Annotated in this window: 22 protein-coding genes and 3 pseudogenes; 13 read left to right on the forward strand and 12 right to left on the reverse strand. The window is 67.7% G+C overall.

Going from position 1 to position 22987, the window contains the following annotated elements:
• Positions 1-49: 49 nt before the first annotated feature.
• Positions 50-436: a DUF4307 domain-containing protein gene (locus K1X59_RS06950; RefSeq protein ID WP_183152267.1), complete on the reverse strand. Its 387-nt coding sequence runs from the start codon at positions 434-436 to the stop codon at positions 50-52.
• A gap of 70 nt (positions 437-506) precedes the next feature.
• Here K1X59_RS06950 and K1X59_RS06955 point away from each other — a divergent pair, with 70 nt between their 5' ends.
• Positions 507-806 (forward strand): hypothetical protein, encoded by a 300-nt coding sequence (locus K1X59_RS06955; RefSeq protein WP_183152268.1) that lies wholly within the window; start codon positions 507-509, stop codon positions 804-806.
• A gap of 41 nt (positions 807-847) precedes the next feature.
• Here K1X59_RS06955 and K1X59_RS06960 read toward each other — a convergent pair whose 3' ends face one another.
• Positions 848-1579, reverse strand: a complete 732-nt coding sequence (locus tag K1X59_RS06960) for a hemolysin III family protein (RefSeq protein WP_396652580.1) — start codon at positions 1577-1579, stop codon at positions 848-850.
• Between the two features lie 97 nt (positions 1580-1676).
• Here K1X59_RS06960 and K1X59_RS06965 point away from each other — a divergent pair, with 97 nt between their 5' ends.
• The 3 genes from K1X59_RS06965 (at position 1677) to K1X59_RS06975 (ending at position 5170) form a co-directional block, all read left to right on the forward strand.
• Positions 1677-2456 (forward strand): isoprenyl transferase, encoded by a 780-nt coding sequence (locus K1X59_RS06965; RefSeq protein WP_183152774.1) that lies wholly within the window; start codon positions 1677-1679, stop codon positions 2454-2456.
• A 40-nt stretch (positions 2457-2496) separates the two neighbouring features.
• The gene (locus K1X59_RS06970) at positions 2497-3627 is read left to right on the forward strand and encodes an aminotransferase class V-fold PLP-dependent enzyme (protein WP_183152269.1); all 1131 of its coding nucleotides are present in this window, start codon (positions 2497-2499) and stop codon (positions 3625-3627) included.
• Between the two features lie 160 nt (positions 3628-3787).
• The gene (locus K1X59_RS06975; protein ID WP_183152270.1) at positions 3788-5170 is read left to right on the forward strand and encodes a PhoH family protein; all 1383 of its coding nucleotides are present in this window, start codon (positions 3788-3790) and stop codon (positions 5168-5170) included.
• A 131-nt stretch (positions 5171-5301) separates the two neighbouring features.
• On the opposite strand, the pseudogene K1X59_RS06980 reads toward K1X59_RS06975, so the two are convergent.
• From K1X59_RS06980 to xseA, 5 genes and pseudogenes are all read right to left on the reverse strand, one after another.
• Positions 5302-6722 (reverse strand): annotated as a pseudogene (locus K1X59_RS06980) (class II fumarate hydratase).
• The gene (locus tag K1X59_RS06985) at positions 6719-7405 is read right to left on the reverse strand and encodes a carbonic anhydrase (protein WP_183152272.1); all 687 of its coding nucleotides are present in this window, start codon (positions 7403-7405) and stop codon (positions 6719-6721) included. Before K1X59_RS06985 ends, K1X59_RS06980 begins: the two are co-directional and overlap by 4 nt.
• The gene (locus K1X59_RS06990; protein WP_183152273.1) at positions 7402-8055 is read right to left on the reverse strand and encodes a DUF4245 family protein; all 654 of its coding nucleotides are present in this window, start codon (positions 8053-8055) and stop codon (positions 7402-7404) included. The genes K1X59_RS06985 and K1X59_RS06990 overlap by 4 nt, the downstream gene beginning before the upstream one ends.
• Entirely contained in the window at positions 8052-8294 is a 243-nt protein-coding gene (locus K1X59_RS06995) for an exodeoxyribonuclease VII small subunit (protein WP_183152274.1), read from the reverse strand. The genes K1X59_RS06990 and K1X59_RS06995 overlap by 4 nt, the downstream gene beginning before the upstream one ends.
• Positions 8295-8330: 36 nt before the next feature.
• Positions 8331-9606 (reverse strand): annotated as a pseudogene (gene xseA / locus K1X59_RS07000) (exodeoxyribonuclease VII large subunit).
• 90 nt (positions 9607-9696) lie between these two features.
• Here xseA and K1X59_RS07005 point away from each other — a divergent pair.
• From K1X59_RS07005 to K1X59_RS07015, 3 genes and pseudogenes are all read left to right on the forward strand, one after another.
• A complete protein-coding gene (locus tag K1X59_RS07005) occupies positions 9697-10749 on the forward strand; it encodes a 4-hydroxy-3-methylbut-2-enyl diphosphate reductase (RefSeq protein ID WP_396652603.1) in 1053 nt (350 codons plus the stop codon).
• A gap of 2 nt (positions 10750-10751) precedes the next feature.
• A complete protein-coding gene (locus K1X59_RS07010; protein ID WP_183152276.1) occupies positions 10752-11543 on the forward strand; it encodes an IclR family transcriptional regulator in 792 nt (263 codons plus the stop codon).
• 248 nt (positions 11544-11791) lie between these two features.
• Positions 11792-12327: pseudogene (locus tag K1X59_RS07015) on the forward strand (DUF6264 family protein).
• Positions 12328-12418: 91 nt separating this feature from the next.
• Here the strand turns inward: K1X59_RS07015 and fbaA are convergent.
• Entirely contained in the window at positions 12419-13447 is a 1029-nt protein-coding gene (gene fbaA, locus K1X59_RS07020) for a class II fructose-bisphosphate aldolase (protein ID WP_183152277.1), read from the reverse strand.
• Between the two features lie 184 nt (positions 13448-13631).
• Between fbaA and glpX the strand changes: the two genes are divergently transcribed.
• Both glpX and K1X59_RS07030 read left to right on the forward strand, forming a co-directional pair.
• Positions 13632-14618 carry a class II fructose-bisphosphatase gene (gene glpX, locus K1X59_RS07025; RefSeq protein ID WP_183152278.1) on the forward strand — a complete coding sequence of 329 codons (987 nt, stop codon included), beginning with the start codon at positions 13632-13634 and terminating at the stop codon, positions 14616-14618.
• 179 nt (positions 14619-14797) lie between these two features.
• The gene (locus K1X59_RS07030) at positions 14798-15088 is read left to right on the forward strand and encodes a hypothetical protein (protein ID WP_183152279.1); all 291 of its coding nucleotides are present in this window, start codon (positions 14798-14800) and stop codon (positions 15086-15088) included.
• Between the two features lie 10 nt (positions 15089-15098).
• On the opposite strand, the gene K1X59_RS07035 is transcribed toward K1X59_RS07030, so the two are convergent.
• Positions 15099-16373, reverse strand: coding sequence for a DNA recombination protein RmuC (locus K1X59_RS07035; protein WP_183152280.1), 1275 nt, complete (start codon positions 16371-16373; stop codon positions 15099-15101).
• A gap of 61 nt (positions 16374-16434) precedes the next feature.
• On the reverse strand, positions 16435-17043 hold the full coding sequence (locus tag K1X59_RS07040) for a 3'-5' exonuclease (RefSeq protein ID WP_183152281.1): 609 nt from the start codon (positions 17041-17043) through the stop codon (positions 16435-16437).
• Between the two features lie 59 nt (positions 17044-17102).
• Between K1X59_RS07040 and K1X59_RS07045 the strand changes: the two genes are divergently transcribed.
• Both K1X59_RS07045 and ychF read left to right on the forward strand, forming a co-directional pair.
• Positions 17103-17843 carry a class I SAM-dependent methyltransferase gene (locus K1X59_RS07045; RefSeq protein WP_183152282.1) on the forward strand — a complete coding sequence of 247 codons (741 nt, stop codon included), beginning with the start codon at positions 17103-17105 and terminating at the stop codon, positions 17841-17843.
• Positions 17844-17909: 66 nt separating this feature from the next.
• A complete protein-coding gene (gene ychF / locus K1X59_RS07050) occupies positions 17910-18983 on the forward strand; it encodes a redox-regulated ATPase YchF (RefSeq protein ID WP_183152283.1) in 1074 nt (357 codons plus the stop codon).
• A 62-nt stretch (positions 18984-19045) separates the two neighbouring features.
• Here the strand turns inward: ychF and K1X59_RS07055 are convergent, their stop codons facing one another.
• The gene (locus K1X59_RS07055; RefSeq protein ID WP_183152284.1) at positions 19046-20173 is read right to left on the reverse strand and encodes a DUF5677 domain-containing protein; all 1128 of its coding nucleotides are present in this window, start codon (positions 20171-20173) and stop codon (positions 19046-19048) included.
• 149 nt (positions 20174-20322) lie between these two features.
• Complete coding sequence (locus K1X59_RS07060) at positions 20323-20778, reverse strand: hypothetical protein (protein ID WP_244632486.1); 456 nt, start codon at positions 20776-20778, stop codon at positions 20323-20325.
• Positions 20779-20892: 114 nt separating this feature from the next.
• Between K1X59_RS07060 and K1X59_RS07065 the strand changes: the two genes are divergently transcribed.
• Positions 20893-21231 carry a hypothetical protein gene (locus tag K1X59_RS07065; RefSeq protein WP_183152285.1) on the forward strand — a complete coding sequence of 113 codons (339 nt, stop codon included), beginning with the start codon at positions 20893-20895 and terminating at the stop codon, positions 21229-21231.
• A 26-nt stretch (positions 21232-21257) separates the two neighbouring features.
• Positions 21258-22919: an ABC-F family ATP-binding cassette domain-containing protein gene (locus tag K1X59_RS07070; RefSeq protein WP_183152286.1), complete on the forward strand. Its 1662-nt coding sequence runs from the start codon at positions 21258-21260 to the stop codon at positions 22917-22919.
• Positions 22920-22987: the final 68 nt, after the last annotated feature.

The following is a 22987-nucleotide window of genomic DNA, read 5'->3' on the forward strand; positions in this document are numbered from 1 at the left end:
GCCAAGACGCCCCGGCACGGTGCCGGGGCGTCGTCTGTCTGGCACGAGTCTAGGCGACCCAGCAGGCGTTCACCAAACCTGTCGTCGCCTCCGACACGGTCGGGATGGTCACGGAACGTGCCTGCGAGTGGCTGTCTCCGGCCTCGATCTCGACGATCTTCCAGCCGACGACGCCGAACTCCTCATCGAGCGCCTCGAGGGCGCAGACGACGGCCTTGCCCTGCACGCCGGTGACCTGGAAGCTCACATCGACGGAGTGCTCGTCGACGAGCGTGAAGCCCAGGTCGTCGGCATCGACGGAGCTCATCGACTGGGCGACGGTCATCCAGCCGAACGCGCCGACCAGGAGCAGGGCCACGGCGCCGCCGATGATCCAGGGCGTCCGCCGCCGTCGGGTTCGGCCATAGCGTTCATCGAGCTCTTGCGCGGTCGTCACAGGGGGGGGTCTTCCGGTCGTTAGGCTGGTGGTTACCAGGTTATGCGACCTGAGTACGAAAGGCCGATTCATGCTCTCTCTGACCGAGACTCCGATGCCGACGCCCAGCATGACGGTGGATCCGGTTTCCGTCACTCCGGGGTTCGTCGGCTTCGCCGCGATCGTCCTGGTCGTGATCGCGGTGATCCTGCTGATCTGGGACATGAACCGACGCATCCGCCGGGTCCGTTATCGCGACGAGGTCCGCGAGGAGCTCGACGCGGAGGAAGCGGCCCGCGCCGCAGGCGAGTCCGAGGCCGGGACAGGCGCGACGGACGATCCTCGAGGGGCGACGCCGGACGACGGAGACGAAGAACCGCCCGCTCGCTGAGTTCCTCGCGCACCGGGACATCGTCGGTCGAGGAGCGCCCTCTACGGGGCGCCGAGCGATGGTGAGAGCGGAGCAAGGGCGATCAGCAGGCACGCCGTCCAGTGGCACAGGAAGGCGAGAACCGTGCACACGTGGAAGATCTCGTGGAAACCGAAATGCCCCGGCCAGGGATTCGGCTTCTTGAGCGCGTAGACGATCGCGCCGCCGGTGTAGAGGAGTCCGCCGACGATCACCAGCACCATCATCGCGACATTGGCGTCGAGCAGATCCACGATGTACATCACCGCAGCCCACCCGAGCAGCAGATACAGCGCGACGTAGAGCCAACGTGGCGCGTTGATCCAGAACACGCGGAACAGGATTCCGACCAGTGTGCCGCCCCACACCAGGCTCAGCAGCAGCACGCCCTTCGCGGGCGGCAGTGCCAGGACCGCGAGGGGTGTATAGGTGCCGGCGATCAGCAGCAGGATGTTGGCGTGATCGATCCGCTTCAGCAGCACCTTCATCTTGGGTGACCAGTCGATGCGGTGGTAGAGCGCCGAATTGCCGAACAGCAGCATGGAGGTGAGCATGAACACCGCTGCGGCCCATTTCGCCGCCGCACCCTCGGCGACGACGATCAGGATGATGCCCGCGACGACGGCGACGGGGAAGGTGGCGGCGTGGATCCAGCCGCGCCAGGTGGGTTTGATCTCGACCGCGGCGTCCACGGCCGCGGCGTCGAGCAGCGGCAGCTCGGGGATTTCGGGACCGGGGGACTCGGGTGTGCTCACGTGCTCACTCTAAGCGGATGCGCATTCCTCGCCGAGCACATATACCCAGCATCCGCACACCGTGACAAAAGTCTCGGCACGGTAGCGTAGGGAGGTGATATCACGCGAGAACCCGGTGCGAGGGCCGCTGTATCGGCTCTACACCAGTCGCCTGCGTCGCCACCTCGATCCGGCCTCGGTGCCGCACCACGTCGCGATGATGATCGACGGAAACCGACGATGGGCTCGTCAGCTCGGGTTCGCCACCCCGGCAGACGGGCATCGCGCCGGCGCGGCGAAGATGCGCGAATTCCTCGGATGGTGCGACGAACTGGGCGTACGCGTCGTCTCGCTGTATCTGCTGTCCAGCGACAACCTGCGAAAGCGCGATTCGGCGGAACTCGCCGATCTGATCGAGATCATCGCGGAACTCGCCGAAGCGCTGTCGCAGGAGGGAAACTGGCGGGTGAAACATGTGGGGCGCTCCGACATCCTGCCGCCTGAACTCGCACGGGTCCTCGCAGACGCCGAGGAACGCACGAAAGACCACAGCGGGCTGCATGTGAACCTCGCGGTCGGCTATGGCGGACGCAACGAGATCGTCGACGCCGTGCGGAGCATCATCACCAAGCACGAAGCATCCGGCGGGACCATGGAGGACCTCGCAGCCCACCTCACGCCCGAGATGATCGGCGAGCACCTGTACACGGGAGGGCAGCCGGATCCCGACCTCGTGATCCGGACGAGCGGAGAGCAGCGTCTCAGCGACTTCCTGCTGTGGCAGAGCGCGCACAGCGAGTTCTACTTCGTCGAGGCTCTGGGGCCCGATCTGCGGCAGGTCGACTTCCTCCGCGCGATACGCGACTACACGGATCGCGACCGTCGCTTCGGACGCTGAGCGGCGCACGGGGGCCACGTCAGCGTGCCACAATGACGAAATGAGCACGTTTCAGGACTATGTCGACACGTTCGACAACGAGCCCGGCTACCTGAATTGGGCGGCCTTCGGCCCATTGTCACCCTCCGTGCGCGCGGAGGTGTTCGCCGACGCCGACCTGCTCGGAAGCGGACGACCCTCGTCGCTGTCCCTTGTCGCGGAGCGGGTCGGGCAAGCACAGCAGATCATCGCCGAGCTGCTCGGCGGGGAAGCTGACGACGTCACCGTGCAGCCGTCTTCCACCCAGGGTCTCATGCATGCTCTGTACGGTCTCACCGGAACCGTCATCGCCAGCACGGCGGAATTCCCCAGCGTGAGTCTGACCGTCGAGCGGGCCGCGACAGCGACCGACCATGCGGTGAGACCCCGCTGGATCACCCCGGACGACGGGCATGTGACCGCCGACGCCGTCGTCGACGCGCTCGACGATGAGGTGGTCGCGATCGCCGTGAGCCATGTCGACTTCCGCACCGGGTACCGTGCCGATCTCGCCGCACTGCGCGATGCCATCGGTCCGGACCGGCTGTTGATCGTCGACGCCGTGCAGTCTTTCGGCGTGATCGACGTCGACTACACGCCGGCGGACGTGGTGGTCGGCCACGGATACAAGTGGCTGCGCGCCGGTCGGGGGAGCGCTTTCGCCTGGTTCGCGCCACGCGCCAGAGAGCGGATCAGTCCTCTGCTCTCGGGGATCACGGGGACGACCGCCTCCGGCCTCTTCGTCGACGAGCTTCCCGCACCCGCGGCGTCCGCGCGCGCGTACACGGTCAGCCAGCCCGACACCCTCGCGGCTGGACGCCTCGCGATCGGGGCGCGCGACGTGCGCGATGCGGGAATCGCAGCGATCGAGGATCGCCTCGCCGACAAGGTCGACGCCGTGATCGAGATCGCCGACCGTCACGGCATCGCCGTCCGTTCACCGCGCGAACGCTCGCAGCGAGCCGGCATCGTCGCGCTCGCCCCGGAGGAACCGGCACGCCTGGCCGCAGCGCTCGCCAACGCCGGGTTGGTGGTCACGGCGCGCGGTGCGTCTGTGCGCATCGCTCCGCACGCGGGGACGGACACCGAGACCTTGCAGCTCCTGGACGACACCCTGCACGCGTTCGGCAACGAGACGTTCATCAGCGCGTAACGAATCGCTGGCGTGTCTTGATCGGGTTAAGTCCCCGGGCGGTCGTACGTTCTAGGCATCGGGCAAGGCGCCCGACCGAGTCGACCTTGAGGCCTCCGACTCGTGACCCCCTGGTCGACTCGTTCGAATAGCCGGGATTCCCCCGGGTCGGGAGTGGGTCGTGACCACACGTACAGCGCAGCAGGCCGCCAGCACCGCGCAGCAGTCCACCCGTAAGACGTCGAGGCGCGCATCGTCCGCCGATCCAGACCAGGATCTGCGCACGTATGTCCTCGACACCTCGGTGCTGCTGAGCGATCCGCAGGCGTTCTTCCGGTTCGCCGAGCACTCGGTGGTCATCCCCGTCGTCGTGATCACGGAGCTCGAGGGCAAACGCCACGATCCGGAGATCGGCTACTTCGCGAGGCAGGCGCTCCGCCATCTCGACGACCTGCGCATCGAGCACGGACGTCTGGACTTCCCCGTCGAGGTGGGAGAGGGCGGCACCCTCCGTGTCGAGCTCGCGAACACCGACTCCTCGGTGCTCCCCGCCGGCATCCGGCTCAGCGACAACGACACGCGCATCCTCTCGGTCGCCATGCACCTCGCGCAGGACGGCCAGGACGTCACGATCGTGTCGAAAGACCTTCCCATGCGCGTCAAGGCCGCATCTCTCGGTCTTCGCGCCGAGGAGTACCTCGCAGAGCAGGCCGTGGACTCGGGGTGGACCGGGATATCCACCCTCGACCTCTCCGGCGACGACATCAGCGACCTGTACGAGAGCGAGGTGGGGATCAGCGAGCAGGCGCGGGGCCTGCCCGTGAACACGGGCCTGATCATCCACTCCGAGCGGGGATCCGCGCTCGGCCGGGTCACCGGCGACGGCGAGTATCGGCTGGTTCGAGGCGACCGCGACATCTTCGGGATGCACGGACGCTCCGCGGAACAGCGCATCGCGATCGACCTGCTGCTCGACCAGGAGGTCGGCATCGTCTCCCTCGGCGGTCGCGCCGGAACCGGCAAGTCGGCGCTGGCCCTGTGCGCCGGACTCGAGGCCGTGCTGGAGCGTCAGCAGCAGAAGAAGATCATCGTGTTCCGCCCGCTGTTCGCCGTGGGAGGCCAGGAGCTCGGGTATCTTCCCGGCGACCAGGGCGAGAAGATGGGGCCGTGGGGCCAGGCGGTATACGACACCCTGGGATCGGTCGTGTCCGGCAACGTGATCGAAGAGGTCATCGAGCGGGGACTGCTCGAGGTGCTTCCGCTCACGCACATCCGCGGCCGGTCCCTGCACGACGCGTTCGTGATCGTCGATGAGGCGCAGTCGCTCGAGCGCAACGTGCTGCTCACGGTGTTGAGCCGCATGGGACAGAACTCGCGGGTGATCCTCACGCACGACGTCGGGCAGCGCGACAACCTCCGCGTCGGACGCCACGACGGCATCGCGAGCGTGATCGAGACGCTGAAGGGACACGACCTGTTCGGCCACGTGACCTTGATGCGCTCCGAGCGTTCGGCGATCGCGGCCCTCGTCACCGAGCTCCTGGAGGGTGGAGAGCTCAGCTGACGACGGATGGCAGCGGATGCCCCGGGGGTCTGACCTCGCGGCATCCGCTGTTTCCTGTGTGCGACCCGATCACGAAGACGACGGACGCCGCGGGGAACGAGTCCGCGCGGCGTCCGGTCGTGCTCCGGGGGTCAGCCCGGGTGGGTCATGGACAGCAGGTCGAGCTTCTCGTCGAGCTGTTCGAGGGTGAGGTCGCCGCGCTCGACGTAGCCGAGGTCGATCACGGCGTCGCGCACCGTGATGCCCTTCGCGACGGCGTGCTTGGCGATCTTCGCCGCGGCCTCGTACCCGATGAGCTTGTTCAGCGGCGTCACGATCGACGGGCTCATGCCGGCGAACGCCGCGGCCCGCTCGACGTTGGCCTGCAGACCGTCGATCGTCTTGTCGGCGAGCACGCGCGAGGCGTTGGAGAGCAGGCGGATCGATTCGAGCACCGCGGTGCCCATCACCGGGATCGCGACGTTGAGCTCGAAGGAACCGGATGCTCCTGCCCAGGCGACCGTCGCGTCGTTGCCGATCACGCGGGCGCACACCATGAGCACCGCCTCGGGGACGACCGGATTGACCTTGCCCGGCATGATCGAGGAGCCGGGCTGCAGGTCGGGGATGTGCAGCTCGCCGAGGCCCGTGTTGGGGCCGGAGCCCATCCAACGGAGGTCGTTGTTGATCTTGGTCAGCGACACCGCGATGGTGCGCAGCGCGCCGGACGCCTCGACCAGACCGCCGCGGTTGGCCTGCGCCTCGAAGTGGTCCTTCGCCTCGGTGATGGGCAGCTCGGTCTCGGCCGCGAGCAGCGCGATGACCTTCTGCGGGAAGCCGAGCGGCGTGTTGATCCCGGTGCCGGTGGCGGTGCCGCCCAGCGGAACCTCGGCGACGCGGGGAGGGCCGACTGCACGCGCTCGATGCCCAGGCGGATCTGACGGGCGTAACCGCCGAACTCCTGGCCGAGCGTGACCGGGGTCGCGTCCATCAGGTGGGTGCGACCGGACTTGACGGCGTCCTTCCAGAGCTCCGCCTTCGCCTCGAGGGCGACCGCGAGATGGTCCAGAGCGGGGATGAGCGTGTCGATGAGCGCCTGGGTGACTGCGATGTGCACGGAGGTGGGGAACACGTCGTTCGACGACTGCGAGGCATTCACGTGATCGTTGGGATGCACGGTCGCGCCGAGGATGCGCGTCGCGAGCGTCGCCAGCACCTCGTTCATGTTCATGTTCGAGGAGGTGCCGGAACCGGTCTGATAGGTGTCGACCGGGAACTCGCCGTCGTGCGCCCCGGAAGCCACCTGGTCGGCGGCCTGCGCGATGGCGTCGGCGATGGCGGCGTCGAGTGTGCCGAGCTCCTTGTTCGCGAGTGCGGCGGCCTTCTTGATGCGAGCGAGCGCAGCGATCTGTGTCGACTCGAGGCCCTTGCCCGAGATCGGGAAGTTCTCCACGGCGCGCTGCGTCTGCGCCCCGTAGAGCGCGTTCACGGGGACCCGCACCTCGCCCATGGTGTCGTGCTCGATGCGGTAGCGCAGCGAGTCGTCGCCGCTGCGCTGGTCGGTGTCGGTCATTCCGAACCCTCCTTGGTTACGTCGGTTCCCTCGTTGTTGACGCCGTCGGCGTCGATTCCGACCGTGATCACGGGCACGGCAGCACCCTCGGCCAGACGGTAGTTCGCTCCGACGATGCCGAGGCGACCCTCGGCGACGGCGTTGCTGATGATCTCGGACGACTGCAGCAGGTCGCGAACGGTGTTGCGCAGATGCTCGATGCCGACCAGCTCCGCGTCGATGTCGGCGACGGTCGTGCCGCCGTTCTCGGCCAGCACCTTGCGCGCGGCAGGGACGATCGGCGCGATCAGCTTCCAGATGTGCGGCGGGAGAGGGGCAGCGTCGATCGCCGTGCCGTCGATGGCGGCGCGGACCGCACCGCAGGAGTCGTGAGCGAGCACGACGATCAGCGGCACCTCCAGGACGGCGACCGCGTACTCCAGGCTCGCGACGATCGACTCGCCCATGACCTGACCCGCGTTGCGGACGACGAACAGATCGCCGAGTCCGAGGTCGAAGATGATCTCGGCGGCGAGGCGCGAGTCGGCGCACCCGAAGAGCGTGGCCACCGGATGCTGGGCGGCGGTGAGGTCCTTGCGTCTGGCGACGTTCTGGTTCGGGTGCTGCGGCTCGTCCGCGACGAAGCGGCGGTTCCCGTCCTGCATCTGCTGCCAGGCCGCGGAGGGGGTCAGGGGATGGGTCATGAGGCCTCCGAGATGGCACGGATCTGCGGGATGAGGGACTCGGCGAGCTCGGCCGTGGAGTCGGCGGAGCGGGAGCCGTAGAGCAGGACGTAGTCGTCGCCCGCCTGAGTGCCGATGGCGTAGGAGACGTTCGCGTTCGAGTCGGCGTTGCTCGGCTCGAAGACGTCCCAATCGAGTCCGCCGATGCGCACGGTGTCGGTGGGGGCGATGCCGTTCAGGCGCTGCGGTGCCCAGGACACGTCGGCGTCGAACGCCTGGGCGACCTTGATGAAGCCGCGTTCGTCCTGAGCGGCGGGCGCGAGGGTGACCTCCCAGACCACCGTGGCGCCGCTGAGCAGCTTCGCGGAGTTCGCGCGCCAGAAGTCACCCAGCTCGGGGACGAGGACGGGGCCGTCCATCGTGGATTCGACGCCTTCGGCGATGCCGGCCACGTCGATCGGTTCGGCTTCGACCGGTTCCCCACGCGGCACGGCGAAGATGATGACGGCGACCACGGCGACGGTGACCAGCAGGGCGGCGATGAGGTTCCGGAAGGTCTGACTCGAGCGGTACGCCTTGCTGGACGCAGCCTTGCGCGCGGCGGTCTCATCCGGCGTCTCGGGGCGACCGAGTTCGGCGACGATGGGCGCCCCGGTGGTCTGCTTGCTCATGACTGTCCGCCTGGCGTCTCGGTGTCGGATGCCGCGGCTCTGGCGGCATCGAGTCGGCGCTTCGCCCCGAGGAGCCACTCCTCGCATCGTGCGGCCAGTGCTTCGCCCCGCTCCCAGAGCGCGAGCGAATGCTCGAGGGTGGGGGAGCCCTGTTCGAGCTCGGCGACGACCTTGACGAGTTCGTCTCGGGCTGCCTCGAACGACAGCGTGTCCACGGGGGTGTCGTTCAGGGCGCTCACTCCTCCATCTTACGTCGTGCGTCGTGGCGGTCCTGCTCAGGTGGACTCGGGGATCTCGCCTTCGGAACGGACCGCCACCGAGCCGCGATCGACGGTGATGGTGAGGGCACTGCCGGCAGGGGCGTCCGCGGCGTCGCGGAGGATCACGCCCCCTCGAGATGGGCGATCGCGTACCCGCGGGCGAGCGTCGCGGCAGGCGAGAGGGCGCGCAACGACGCGCGCAATTCGCTCGTGCGGCGACCGGCCGCGTCGAGCTGCCTGGTCACGGCATCCCGTCCGCGCGAGAGCTGCAGCCACAGCTCCTGAGCGCGACCGTCGATGAGGGGATCGGGTGAGCGCAGGACCGGACGCGAGCGCAGTTGTTCGAGCTGCGCGATGTCGTGCGTCAGGCGCTGGGTGAGGCGCGTCGTCGCGCGGGAGCGCAGTTGCGCGATGAGTGCGCGCTGTTCTCCCACATCGGGCACGACGCGCTTCGCCGCATCGGTCGGTGTCGAGGCTCGCAGGTCGGCGACGTCGTCGAGCAGGGGTGATCGTTCTCGTGTCCGATCGCGCTGACGATGGGGGTGGAGGCCGCGGCCACCGCCCGCACGAGACGTTCGTCGCTGAACCCGAGGAGTGTCTGCGGGTCGCCGCCGCCCCTGGCGATGATGATGACGTCGACATCAGGGTCCGCATCGAGCTTGGCGAGGGCCGCGAGAGTGTCGGGTACGCACCGATCGCCCTGCACGGCCGCGTACTCGGTCCGGAAGCGGACCTGCGGCCACCGCAGCTCGGCGTTGCGGTGCACGTCTTTCTCGGCGTCCGACCGCTCGCCGGTGATGAGTCCGATGACGTGCGGGAGGAACGGGAGACGTGACTTGCGGGCCGGGTTGAAGAGTCCCTCCTGGCGCAGCTGCACCCGGAGTCTCTCGAGACGCTCGAGCTGATCGCCGAGCCCCACGTGCTTCATGGCGGAGACGGCGAAGCTGAAGTCACCGGCCTTGACGAAGTAGTCGGCTTTGACGGCGACGACGACATGGTCGCCGATGCCGATGTCGGACGGGATGCGCCCGCGCACGCTCGACCACACGCGGATCGAGATCTGCGCGTCGGAGCGGGTGTCTTTCAGCCGCGCGAACACGTTGCCGGCGCGCACGTTCCATGACGTGATCTCGCCCTCGACCCAGACGGTGTTCCAACGCGCGATGAAGTCGCGGATGGTCGCGTTGAGCCGGGTGACCGAGGTCGGGGCGTCGGCGGTGGAGTCGCGCGGGGCGACCGAATCGGCCGGCGGCGTCTCGCCGTGTCCCGTCGTCGCTTCGAAGACTGTCATCCGCTCCCGTTCCTGCCGGAGTCTCCCCGGCCTCGCACAGCCGTGCGGCGGTAGAATTCAGGGGTGACTTCGACTGCTGTTCATCTCCCCATCCCGCGGCTCCCACGTGTACGTGCGGCGGCCGGACGGCTTCAGGATAACCCGGTGGTCGGACGCAAGCGGGTTCTGCTCGCCGCACCGCGCGGCTACTGCGCCGGTGTCGACCGCGCTGTCGTCGCCGTCGAGAAGGCGCTCGAGCGCTACGGAGCGCCCGTGTACGTGCGCAAGCAGATCGTGCACAACATCCACGTGGTGACCGAGCTCGAGGCGAAGGGGGCGATCTTCGTCGAGGAGGTCGACGAGGTGCCGGAGGGTGCGCATGTCGTTTTCAGTGCACACGGTGTCTCGCCCGCCGTCGTGAACGCGGCGTCCGACCGCGGACTGCATGCGATCGACGCCACATGCCCGCTGGTGACCAAGGTTCATCGCGAAGCCGTGCGTTTCGCGCGGGACGACTTCGAGATCCTGCTCATCGGCCATGACGGGCATGAGGAGGTCGAAGGCACCGCAGGCGAGGCCCCCGACCATGTGACGGTCGTGAACTCTCCGGCCGAGGCCGACACGGTGGTCGTGAAGGACCCCAGCAAGGTCGTGTGGCTCTCGCAGACCACCCTCTCCGTCGACGAGACGATGGAGACGGTCAACCGCCTGCGCACGCGCTTCCCCGACCTGCACAACCCGCCGTCCGACGACATCTGCTACGCCACGCAGAACCGTCAGGTCGCGATCAAGAAGGTCGCAGCCGGCGCCGACCTCGTGATCGTCGTCGGCTCGTCGAACTCCTCCAACAGCGTGCGCCTGGTCGAGGTCGCTCTCGAGTACGGCGCGAAGGCCGCATACCGCGTCGACTACGCGGAGGAGATCCAGCAGGCGTGGCTCGACGGTGTCGAGACCATCGGCATCACCAGCGGGGCGTCGGTGCCGGAGGTCCTCGTGCGCGAAGTGCTCGATGCGATCGGCGACGCCGGGTACCGCGACGTCGAAGAGGTGAAGACGGCGGAAGAGGACCTCATGTTCTCGCTCCCGAAGGAACTTCGTCATGACGCCTCCGGCCAGCGCGACGATCGTGCACTCGGCGGTCGTGCCACTGGAGGAGGCGCGTAGCGTTGAGCGCCGCGGAAGCGGAGCCGACCCTCATCGGGTCGGTGCAGCGCGCGCTGCGGCTGGTCGACATCGTCGCCAATTCGCCTCGTCCGCTTCCGGCCAAGATGCTGGCGGCGATCACGGGGCTCACGCCGGGCACGACGTACAACCTCGTGCGCACCCTCATCCACGAGGGGTATCTGAGTGCCGAACCGGACGGGCTGGTGCTCGGCTCCCGGTTCCCCTCGTTCCAGACCCAGTTGGACTCGCGGGGAGTGTTCCTGGCGCGTGTGCGCTCGGCTCTGCGCGACGTCACGGAGGATCTCGGCGCGACCGCGTATCTCTCCCGCTTCGACGACGGCGAGATGCACCTGGTGGACATCGTCGACGCGGTCCGCAACCCCCGGGTCGAACTGTGGGTCGGTCTGCAGTCCAGCGCCCATGCGACGGCCCTGGGAAAGCAGATCCTCGCGGATCTACCGGACGATCAGCGCCTCGACTACCTCTCCCGGCACCGTCTGGAGGAGCTCACACCGCGCACCATCAGCGATCGCAGGACCCTGTTGACGCAGCTCGAGCATTCGCCGGGGTGGGCCGTCGATCACGAGGAGTACGTCGTCGGTGCGACGTGCGTCGCGGTCCCCGTGATCGCCCCGGGGGTCACGGCTTCGCTCGCGATCTCATTGCCTGCCGATCTCGCGGTCGTCGACCGTCGCCTCGTGTCGACGCTGCAGCGTGCAGCGCAGCGGCTCTCGCTGCAATTGGGCGCCGACTCCTTCGATGCCGGCTCCGACGGCGCGGAGTTCACTATCTGAAGATACGGCCCTGGTGCTCGGGCATGCGTTTTCCTATGATCAGGAGAGTAGCGGCATACATGAACGCTACTGATCACCCCCAGGCGTCCCCAGCGCCGGTGGTCAATCTGGATGAGAAGCGTCCCCAGCGCTTCACGTCCGCGGCCCCGAGGAGTCCCCACTTCTCCGGGGCCGCTATCGTTTTCCGCACGCTTCTCACCTGATCGCCGCTGTGAGCCACCCTGAGCCGGTGCGATTAGCATGGCGGGATGACCGATCAGCGGCCCCAGTACGGTGAACTCGCGACTCCCGAGGAACAGCGACGGGCCGCGAGCCTGCCGCCGCTCGAGGAGGTCGCCGTCGCGCCGGCAGCGCCTCCTGTCGCCCCAGCCGTCATCACAGCGCAGGATGCGACGGCCTCATCTGCGCGTCCGCACCCGGTCGACCGTCTCGTGACGCTCGCGTTGCTCGCCTACGGCCTGGTGAACATCGTCATCACCGGTCTGTCGTATCTGGACCTGCCGACGGTGCTGAACCAGACGATGACGATCCTGGGCATCGAGGGGGAGTTCACGAACTTCGCACAGGGAAGGGTCTGGGGACCGTCGCCGCGGTGGTGCTCGCGGTCGGCTGGTCGATCACCGCTGCGCTGTCGATCCGGCGGCTGCGCCGCGGTCGCATCACGTGGTGGCTGCCGATCGTCGGCGCGTTCGCGACCATGATCATCGTGACGATCTGCATCTCCGTGCCGATGATGGGCGATCCGGCGTTCATCGCCTACATCGAACAGATGACCACGCGCTGATCTGAGGCGAGGCCGCCGGTCGGTGCGGACCCTCGGAGAACGTAGAAGGGGCCCGGCAGGCAGCCGAACCCCTTCTGGTGTGTCCTGTCGGTCAGCTCTTCGACTGGCCGTAGGAGCCGAGCTGACGGGTCGACTCGACGACGCGGGCGGCCATCGCGGTCTCGGCGATCTTGCCCCAGGCGCGCGGGTCGTACTGCTTCTTGTTGCCGACCTCGCCGTCGACCTTCAGCACGCCGTCGTAGTTCTTGAACATGTAGTCGGCGATCGCACGCGTGTAGGCGTACTGCGTGTCGGTGTCGATGTTCATCTTGATCACGCCGTTCGCGACCGCGAGGGCGATCTCCTCGTCGGTCGAGCCGGAGCCGCCGTGGAAGACGAGGTCGAGCGGCTTCGGGCCCGTGTTGTACTTCGCGGCGACCTCCGCCTGGATCTCGCCGAGGAGCTCCGGGCGGAGCTTCACACCGCCGGGCTTGTACACGCCGTGCACGTTGCCGAAGGTGAGCGCGGCGATGTAGCGGCCCTGCTCTCCGAGACCGAGGGCCTGCACGGCCTGGTCGACATCGGCGAACGTCGTGTAGAGCGCTTCGTTCGAGCCCTCGTGCTGGACGCCGTCCTCCTCGCCGCCGACGACGCCGATCTCGACCTCGAGGATGGCGTTGATGTTCTTCATGCGGGGGAGCAGATCCTTGGCGATCTCGATGTTCTCCGCGAGGGGAACGGCCGAGCCGTCCCACATGTGAGACTGGAAGATCGGGTTGCGACCGGCCTTGACCTCTTCCTCGGAAGCGGCGATCAGCGGCTCGACGAAGCCGGCGAGGGCGTCCTTCGGGCAGTGGTCGGTGTGCAGCGCGACGGTGATCGGGTAGTTCTTGGCGACCTCGGTCGCGAAGCGTGCGAACGCGAGCGCACCCGTGGCGCGTGCCTTGACGGTGTGACCGGCGAAGTAGTCCGCGCCACCCGTGGTGACCTGGATGATGCCGTCGGAGCCGGCCTCGGTGAGGCCCTGCAGGACGGAGTTGATCGTCTGCGAACTCGAGACGTTGAAAGCGGGATACGCGAAGCCGCCGGCCTTCGCGCGGTCGAGCATTTCGGCGTACTGATCCGGGGTGGCGACGGGCATGAGAACTCCTGCGATAGGGAAGCCGGGACAGGAGCCACTCTATCGGGGCGCGCGCGGTGATACCGCGGGATGGACGACGTCGACGCGCTGGTGCTTCTGCGTTGGTGTTAAGAATCGCGATTCCTTCGTCTTGCCGAGGCCGAAAACGGGATGGTTCGCGCGCGCCGATCGGTAGGCTGACCGCATGGTGAGTCTGACTGCTGATCTGAGCCCGCTTCGTCCCGACCGCAACCTCGCGATGGAGTTGGTGCGGTCGACAGAGGCGGCGGCGATCCGTGCGGTCCCCTTCATCGGGCGCGGTGCGAAGGAAGCTGCGGATGGCGCGGCCGTTGACGCGATGCGTGCGTTCCTCGGCACGGTCGACTTCCAGGGACGCGTCGTGATCGGCGAGGGCGAGAAGGACAACGCCCCGATGCTCTTCAACGGCGAGATCGTCGGCACGGGGCGCGGACCCCTGTGCGATATCGCGGTCGACCCGATCGACGGCACCTCCCTCACCGCTGCCGGTCGACAGAACGCTCTCTCGGTGATCGCGGTCTCGGACCGCGGCACCATGCTCGACGCCTCGAGTGTCTTCTACATGGACAAGCTCGTGACGGGCCCTGCCGGTGTCGGCGTCGTCGACATCCGCCTTCCCATCGGCGAGAACATCCGCAAGCTCGCGGGTGCTCTCGACAAGCCGGTCGATGAGATCGTCGTGTCCGTGTTGAACAGGCCGCGTCACGAGCAGCTGATCCAGGAGATCCGCGACGCGGGCGCCGGCACCCGACTCATGAGCGACGGCGACGTCGCCGGCGGGATCAACGCCGCACGTCACGATGCGCGCACCGACATGTGCGTCGGCGTCGGCGGCAGTCCCGAGGGTATCGTCACGGCCTGCGCCATCAAGGCGCTCGGCGGACACATCCAGGGACGCCTCTGGCCGCGTGACGACGATGAGCGTCAGCGTGGCATCGACGCCGGGCTCGACATGGACAAGGTCTATGAGGCCGACGATCTCGTGCAGGGGAACAACACGATCTTCGTCGCGACCGGCGTGACCGACGGTCAGCTCGTCGCGGGTGTCCGCCGTGAGCGCGGCTACGTGTACACCGAGAGCGTCGTCCTCCGCGGAGCTTCAGGCACCCTGCGTCGCATCGCATCGGAGCACCTCGTCTCGAAGTGGCTCTGAGCACTCCGGCGCGTTCTGCATCGCGCTGATCGCAGCGGTGCGGTGTGCCATCGTTATCGAGCCGGTACCCGCGCGGAGTGGCGTGATCCACGCTTTCCGGAGCATCGTGTCACAATTGTCACTGGGTTTGTCGCCGTCGACGGAGCCGTCAGGCACCGCAGGCACAGGAGGGCGAACGGATGACAACGCAGCACACGAGCGGCTCGAAGGCCGCCGCGACGAAGATCATCACGACGAACACGGGACGTATTCTCCGGGTGAGCGCCGACACCGAGGCCGGCGCAGCGAGCACTCCGCCGGTGACGACTCCGCCTGCCGCGATCGCTGACCCGGCACGTCGTGCAGACGTGCTGTTCCGCGTCCGCCGCGACGAGGGCCACGAGATCAGCGCCTGGTGGATGATCGGAGCGTTCCTCGCCACCAGCGGTCTGGTGATCCTGTTGCTCAGCGGCGTGCCCGGAATCGCCTGATCATCGGGCTCTAGACCTCGTCGAGGCGCCTGCGCACCTCGCCCACGTCTGCGCGTACCGGTTCCGGGGTCGTGACGGCCGCTTCGTCGATCGTGTCTTCGTGTGGCCGCTCATCGCCGATCAGCTCGGGCGCGGTGAATCGCCGTCCGGTTCCCGCTGTGGCAGGCGACGCACTCGACAGTGCCGAGGCATCGATGCCGGGGAACTGCCGGGCGGTCACGAGCACCCGCGTCTCCAACGAACCGGCGAACCGGTTGTAGCTGTCGACCGTGCGCTCCAGTGCACGCCGCAGATCGTCGGCGTGGCCGGCGAGGGTGCCCAGCCGGTCGTACAGCTGCGTGCCGAGGGCGAGCAGCGTGCGGGCTTCGGTCGACACCTCCTGCTGCGTCCAGGTGAAGGCGACCGTCTTCAGCACGGCCCACAGATTCACGGGTGAAGCGAGGGCGACGCGCTTGCTGAACGCGTAGTCGAGAAGTGTCGGGTCTTCGTCGATCGCGGCGGCGAGCAGCGATTCACTCGGCAGGAAGCAGATCACGAACTCGGGGCTCGCCTCCAGTCCCGCCCAATACGCCTTCTTCCCCAACGCGTCGACGTGCGCTCGGACCGCTTTGACGTGCTTCTGCAGGAGGGTGCGTCGCTGCGGCTCGTGCGAATCGGCCGCGGGGAGTGCAGATGCCTCGAGATAGGCGTCGAGCGGGACCTTCGCGTCGACCGCGATCGAGCTGCCGCCCGCGAGGCGCACGACCATGTCGGGGCGCCCCTGGCCGCGATCCGACGAGATCGTCGACTGCAGGTCGAAGTCGACGTGTCGGGTCAGACCGGCAGCCTCGACCACGCGCCGCAGCTGCGTCTCGCCCCACACGCCGCGGGTCGCTGTCGAGCGCAGCGCCCCCGCGAGCGACTCCGTGGTCGCGCGAAGCGCCTCGTCCGATTCCTGGGCACGCCGCAGCTGTTCTTCGAGGGTGCCGAACTGCGCATGCCGCTCGCGCTCGATCGCGGTGACCTTGCTCTGCATCTCCTGCAGGCTCTCCCGCACGGGAGCGAGGGCCGTCAGCACCGCGTTCTGCTGCTGTACTCGTTGCGCTTCGGCGCGCTGCTCGTTGCGTGCGTGCTCGACCGCATCGCGATAGAGGTCGTACTGACGGTCGCGGTCGTCGCGCGCCGCCGCCAACTCGGCCTCGCTGCGAGCGAGCTCTGCTGCACCGCGCCCCGCGCGCAGGAACCACCCCAGGGCGACGCCCGACGCGAGCGCGACGAGTGCGAGAACGAGAACGAGTGCATCCATGTGTTCATGATGCGACCGGCGTCCGACATTCGGAGGTCGGCGCGCTGCGAGGGGCGGGGCGTCAGGCGACCGCGCGTTCCAAGGCGGGTGCGACCGCGGCCGGCGCGACCGGGGCGGTCACGCGCAGGCTCAGAGCGTCGGCGAGGGCGAACACGTCGGCGGCTCCGGCTCTGGACGCCGCGTCGATCACGATCTGTGCGCAGGCGCGCGCGTCGGCCAGAGCATCGTGGTGGGAGAACTCGGCGAATCCGGCCGCGGCCGCGGCGCTGGGCAGACGGTAGGAGTCGAGTTCGTAGGTCTTGCGGGCGACCTGGAGGCTGCACAGCGAGCGATACGGCGGGCATATCTGTCCCGTGGCCTCGGAGGCGCGGCGCAGGACGTTGAGGTCGAAGCCGGCGTTGTGGGCGACGAGGACGTCGGCTCCTGCGAAGGCACAGAGACGGTCGAACTGCTCGACCCACGTGGCGGCCGTCGACACATCCTCCGGCTGGATCCCGTGGATGCGCACGTTCCACTCCTGGAACTCGTCGTGTCCGGGCGGAGGCTGGATAAGCCATCCGGTCATCGCGACGACCTCGCCGCCGCGCACCCGGACGAGTCCCACAGAACAAGCGGAGGCGGGGCTGGAGTTCGCGGTCTCGAAGTCGATCGCAGTGAAGTCCAGTGGCACGTCTCCACTCTCCCTCCGTCGTCCGCGAGCGGGCGGCAGACTCGCCGTAGGCTGGCGGCATGGCTGAAGACATGGCGACGTCGTTCGGCGCGCAGGCGGGAGACTACGAGGTCGGCAGACCCGAGTATCCGTTCGACGCGGTGGCATGGATGCTGGAGCGGATGCCGCCCGACTCGCGCCGTATCGCCGATGTCGGAGCAGGGACGGGCAAGCTCACGCGAGTCCTCGCCGCGGCGCCGGAAGCCGAGGTCGTCGCTATCGACCCGGATCCGCAGATGCTCGCGATGCACCGCTCCACTGTGCCCGGCGTGCCGACGTTCACCGGGACGGCGGAATCGCTCCCGCTTCCCGCTGCGAGCCTCGACGCCGTCGTGCTCGGACAGGCCTGGCACTGGGTCGAGCCGGTCGCCGGCTCCCGTGAGGTGGGTCGCGTGGTGCGCAGCGGGGGAGTGCTGGGGTTGATCTGGAACATCAGGGACGACCGCATCGAGTGGGTGCGTCGCCTGACCGAGATCATGCACGGCAGCAACGCCGAGATCATGCTCGCGGATGGCGGCCCCGAGGTCGCTGCCCCGTTCGGCGCGCTCGAGGAACGCTCGTGGGAGTGGGCGCGCCCCATCACCAGGGAGCACCTCCACCGCATGGCCTCATCGCGCAGCTACGTGATCACGGCATCCGACGCGGAGAAGGCGCGGATCCGGCGGGAGATGGATGAGCTGTTCGACGAGATCGGCCTGGACGACGACAGTACGGTCGACCTGCCCTACATGACTCGGGCGTTCCGCGCCGTGCGCGACTGACGCGGGCCGCGGGACGCACAGCGTTCCGCAGGGCCGCGCAGCTCCGGCCAGGTAGACTCGTGCCCCGTGGCTCTCACTATCGGCATCGTCGGCCTGCCCAACGTCGGCAAGTCCACCCTCTTCAACGCTCTCACCAAGAACGACGTGCTCGCGGCGAACTATCCGTTCGCGACGATCGAGCCCAACGTCGGCGTGGTGAACCTCCCCGACCCGCGGCTCGAGAAGCTGGCCGAGATCTTCGGCAGTGAGCGGATCCTCCCCGCAGCGGTGTCGTTCGTCGACATCGCCGGCATCGTGCGCGGCGCCAGCGAGGGCGAGGGGCTCGGCAACAAGTTCCTCGCGAACATCCGCGAGGCCGACGCCATCGCGCAGGTCGTGCGGGGCTTCGCCGACGACGACGTGGTCCACGTGGACGGTGCGGTCAATCCCGCATCCGACATGGAGACGATCAACGCGGAGCTCATGCTCGCCGACCTGGAGACCGTCGACAAGGCGATCGCCCGGTACGAGAAGGAAGTGCGCGGGAAGAAGATCGAGCCTGTCGTGCTCGAGACCGCGAACGCGGCGAAGGATGCTCTGGAGCGCGGCGTGCTGCTCTCGGTTGCGGGCATCGATCTGACACCCATCCGCGAGCTCGGACTCCTGACGGCCAAGCCCGTGATCTTCGTGTTCAACGTCGATGAGGCCGTGCTGACCGACGACTCCCGCAAGGCGGAGTTGGCCGCGCTCGTCGCGCCGGCGAAGGCCATCTTCCTCGACGCGAAGATCGAGTCGGAGCTCATCGACCTCGACCCCGAGGATGCGGCGGAGCTCCTCGCATCGACCGGGCAGGACGAGTCGGGTCTCGACCAGCTCGCGCGTATCGGCTTCGACACACTCGGTCTGCAGACATACCTCACCGCCGGGCCGAAGGAAGCGCGTGCGTGGACGATCCCCCAAGGGGCCAAGGCTCCCCAGGCGGCGGGTGTGATCCACACCGACTTCGAGAAGGGCTTCATCAAGGCCGAGATCGTCTCGTTCGACGACCTCGTCGCGACGGGATCCGTCGTCGAGGCCCGCGCCAAGGGCAAGGCCCGTCTCGAGGGCAAGGACTACATCATGCAGGACGGCGACGTGGTGGAGTTCCGCTTCAACAACTGAGGTCTGGACGACATGATCCGAGTGGCGCGCGGACAACATGATCCGAGGGCGGACGCCTGAGATTAGTTCCGACGCAAGATATTGGCGATGTCCAGCTCCGGCAACTTGGCCATCGACCGCCGTGCCCACTCGGGGTCAACCATGGCTTGCGCGTACGTGATCTGCAGTTGGGCTTCTTTCATTGTGTAATGGAGCAACTCCGTCCAGTAGACAATTTCTACGTGCCGCCTCGAGCTCATGACGGCCCTGAGGAAGGCCGTGGCGCTCTGATTCAAGCTATCCATGCACTCGTACGCCGGCATGTAGAAGCCCACAGGTCTTGGGCCATGGAGGAAGACACCCGAGGAGTCCGCGACTGCTGACTTCACCGATCCACTGTGCGAGGCGTGGACGTGGTGACTGGCGTTCGAAAAGCGGGAGCTTGCATCGTCGTTTCCGTACGCTCTGCTTATGTCTGCGTAGGTCACGCGACGGTCGTCGAAGGCGGGCGATGCCCAGCCGTATGGTTTGGACATTGAGACGCCATGCTGCCGGATCACGCGCTGATACTGCCTGTCTATTGTTTGAGAAGCCTCGTCAGAAAGGCCCCGAATATGACCGTCCTCCTTGCGGCGCCACATCTCCACATGGTGACTTGCCTCGAATCGTCGTGCAATCTCCGTGCTGCTTCGTTCGATGAACGTCGCGATCACACCGAGCTCCACGACGGTCCGCATGCGGGCTTCGGCTCCGTCGGGAAATCCGCGTTCGAGCAGTGCGAAGGTTTCGTTAGTTGCGGTCATGGCCCGTTGGAGCAGTCCTGCCAAAGCCTCCGCCTTCCGACGCGGGCGTCCCTGCTGAAGCCAGCGAGTGCCGGCGGATGCCAGCACATGACCGCAGATCGACAGATAGGCCGCGACGAAGTCTATTGACTCGTCTAGAAGCCCAGCTACCGAGTCGCTCACCAGGTCTGGGATTGCGCGAGCCGCCGAGCCAAGCTCCGCGAGGTCCTCTGGAAGGTGCCAGTCGAGATTCTCAAGGAAGTCGCGCGCCTTCTCGCGTGGGTCAGCGTTCGGAGTTCGACGTCTGTAGGACGTGACACTCCCTGTTACTCTCTGCGAGAGTTTTCTCAAGAGTTCTCTCTCGAGTTCGGCCAGGTCCATTACCTGATCTGCTTTGGCTGACCGTCCGGCGCCTGGAGATGTGCTCATGCCTGAAGTATGCCGGTCCCATACGTGTGTGTTCGTGGTCGACGAGGCTCCCGCTCGGGGCCGCAACTTCGAAGTTCGTGTTCTGCGAATCGAACAGGATTAGAGCACCAGAGGTTGTTTCACTATGTCGTGGAGTCCCGCTTCAACAACTAGTCGCTCGAAAGCGGATGTGCGTCGGCGCGGGCGCTGAGTCGCCGACGGATCTCATCGAGCATCCGATCGGTCTCGGCTCGCTGGAGGGCCACTGTGGTCGCTGTCGAGGGATCGACCGGCTCGAACGTGTCGACGAGATCCTCGACGTGCTCGGCCGTGATGCGGTAGACCTTCAACCCGCCGCCCTGGTCACGCGCCATGCCGCTCGGCCAGACATCGACCTGTGCGCCCGCGACGCCGATCCGCCAACCATAGGGTTCGAGCTGCTCACGGACGATGCAGAGCGCCTCGAAGGCGTCGTCGGCGACGGCCTCAGCCGTGCCGAACGCCCGACCGGAGATCGTCACGGCCCAGCGGTGGTCGTCGGTCAGTCGCCACGCGACCGTGGCCTCGTGGACCAGGCCGTCCCGAGAGGCGCGGATCGACTGGGGGCTCGCCAGACGTCGTGCCATGGTGCGGGCTGTCCTCTCATGGGTGGGTGATGAGATGGGTGTCATTCTTGCAGTCCGCCCTGCGGAAGTGGGCGACGTCGTCCATCAGGATCGCAGCGCTGACATACTGGCCCCGTGGAAGATGCTCACGTTCCTCGCCGCGGGTACCGGGAGATCCTTCCCGCGCTCGCGATCCTGCTCGTCACCTGGCTGCTCCTGTGGATGGCTCAGGGAATCCCCACGCTGTGCGCCCTGGCGAACCCGTGCCCTGCCCCCGATGTCCGAGTCGCTCCAGCTCTCCTGTTCGGAGGCCTGATGCTGATCCCCGCCGTCGTCCTGATCGCCTTCCCCGCCATCGGGCGCCCGACCGCTGCCGGTGTGCGTGTCGTCGCCTACGTGCTTCTGGTCGGTCTCGCGGTCGTCGGTCTCGGGGCCGTGCTGTTCTCGGGCGGATTCAGCATCGGGACGTTCTGATGCCCTGCGGCTGAGAGGATTGACGGATGACCGCAACTCTCGTGGCCCAAGGGCTGGCCGGCGGGTACGGCCACCGCACACTGTTCGACTCTCTCGACCTGACGGTCACGGCCGGCGACGTCGTCGGCCTCGTCGGTGCGAACGGCGCGGGGAAGTCGACGCTGCTGAGACTGCTGGCCGGCGTCGACGAGCCACAGGCAGGCACGGTCAGGCTCGCTCCCGCTGACGCGTTCGTCGGCTGGCTGCCTCAGGAGCACGAGCGCATCGCCGGCGAAAGCGTCGTCGACTACATCGCGCGCCGCACCGGCTGCGCGGCAGCGACCAGAGACATGGACTCCGCAGCCGCCGCTCTCGGCGACCCTTCGCTCGCGGCCCCGGGCACGGATCCGGCCGACACCTATTCGGCCGCGCTCGAGCGGTGGCTGGCCAGCGGTGCCGCCGACCTCGACGAACGGCTCCCCGTCGTGCTGGCCGATCTCGGACTCGACCTCGGTGAAGATCCTGCTGCGGCCATGATGACCTCGCTGTCCGGCGGACAGGCGGCACGCGTCGGCCTCGCGGCGCTGCTGCTCTCGCGGTTCGACATCGCGCTGCTGGATGAGCCCACCAACGACCTCGACCTCGACGGCATTGAGCGGCTCGAGGCCTTCGTCCGCGGGCTCCGGGGCGGCGTTGTCGTCGTGAGCCATGATCGGGAGTTCCTCGCGCGGTGCGTGACCAGGGTGCTGGAGCTCGACCTCGCCCAGGGCAGCAACCGCGTGTTCGGAGGGGGCTACGACGCCTACCTGGAGGAACGGGCCACGGTTCGCCGGCATCAGCGCGAGAAGTACGAGGAGTTCGCCGACAAGAAGGCCGACCTCGTGGCGCGAGCGCGCACGCAGCGCGAATGGTCGAGCCAGGGTGTGCGCAACGCCATGAGGAAGTCGCCGGACAACGACAAGATCAAGCGCAAGGCATCTGCCGAGTCCAGCGAGAAGCAGGCGCAGAAGGTACGTCAGATGGAGAGCAGGATCGCGCGGCTCGACGAGGTGGAGGAGCCGCGCAAGGAGTGGCAGCTCGAGTTCACGATCGGCTCTGCGCCGCGGTCCAGCTCGGTCGTCTCGACCCTGAGGTCGGCGGTCTTCCGTCAGGGCTCGTTCCAGCTCGGGCCCGTGTCGCTCCAGGTGAACGCGGGGGAGCGGATCGGCATCACCGGCCCGAACGGCGCCGGCAAGTCGACGCTGCTTCGAGGGTTGCTGGGTCGGCAGGATCCCAGTGAGGGGACGGCGAGCCTCGGCGCCAGCGTGCAGATCGGCGAGATCGATCAGGCCAGGGCGCTGCTTGCGGGTTCGCAGCCGCTCGCGGTGACCTTCGAGGATCTCGTGCCGGAGATGGCCTCGGCCGAGATCCGCACCCTCCTCGCGAAGTTCGGGCTCAAGGCCGATCACGTGACCCGCGCCGTCGACGAGCTCTCGCCGGGCGAGCGCACGAGGGCAGGACTGGCGCTGCTCCAGGCGCGCGGCATCAACCTCCTCGTGCTCGACGAGCCGACCAACCACCTCGACCTGCCCGCGATCGAACAGCTCGAGCAGGCCCTCGAATCCTACGAGGGCACCCTGCTGCTCGTGACGCACGACCGGCGGATGCTCGCGACCGTGAAGACCGACCGACACTGGCGCGTCGAGGCGGGGCAGGTCGCAGAGCTCTGACCACGCGTCCGTGCAGGTGACACCGGGGTCGAGCGGCCGGCCTGCGCGCGGGATACGCTGGAACATGG

The organism is Microbacterium sp. Se5.02b, from assembly GCF_019464375.1.
In the GTDB taxonomy this organism is placed as follows: domain Bacteria; phylum Actinomycetota; class Actinomycetes; order Actinomycetales; family Microbacteriaceae; genus Microbacterium.

Bases quoted from the DNA above. Each gene is read 5' to 3' on its own strand.
- K1X59_RS07045 (WP_183152282.1), top strand. From the start codon at position 17,103: ATGGCTGAAGACATGGCGACGTCGTTCGGCGCGCAGGCGGGAGACTAC.
- K1X59_RS07070 (WP_183152286.1), top strand. From the start codon at position 21,258: ATGACCGCAACTCTCGTGGCCCAAGGGCTGGCCGGCGGGTACGGCCAC.
- K1X59_RS06985 (WP_183152272.1), bottom strand. From the start codon at position 7,405: ATGACCCATCCCCTGACCCCCTCCGCGGCCTGGCAGCAGATGCAGGAC.
- K1X59_RS06990 (WP_183152273.1), bottom strand. From the start codon at position 8,055: ATGAGCAAGCAGACCACCGGGGCGCCCATCGTCGCCGAACTCGGTCGC.
- K1X59_RS06955 (WP_183152268.1), top strand. From the start codon at position 507: ATGCTCTCTCTGACCGAGACTCCGATGCCGACGCCCAGCATGACGGTG.
- glpX (WP_183152278.1), top strand. From the start codon at position 13,632: ATGGTGAGTCTGACTGCTGATCTGAGCCCGCTTCGTCCCGACCGCAAC.
- K1X59_RS07030 (WP_183152279.1), top strand. From the start codon at position 14,798: ATGACAACGCAGCACACGAGCGGCTCGAAGGCCGCCGCGACGAAGATC.
- K1X59_RS07055 (WP_183152284.1), bottom strand. From the start codon at position 20,173: ATGAGCACATCTCCAGGCGCCGGACGGTCAGCCAAAGCAGATCAGGTA.
- K1X59_RS07060 (WP_244632486.1), bottom strand. From the start codon at position 20,778: ATGGCACGACGTCTGGCGAGCCCCCAGTCGATCCGCGCCTCTCGGGAC.
- fbaA (WP_183152277.1), bottom strand. From the start codon at position 13,447: ATGCCCGTCGCCACCCCGGATCAGTACGCCGAAATGCTCGACCGCGCG.
- K1X59_RS07035 (WP_183152280.1), bottom strand. From the start codon at position 16,373: ATGGATGCACTCGTTCTCGTTCTCGCACTCGTCGCGCTCGCGTCGGGC.
- K1X59_RS06970 (WP_183152269.1), top strand. From the start codon at position 2,497: ATGAGCACGTTTCAGGACTATGTCGACACGTTCGACAACGAGCCCGGC.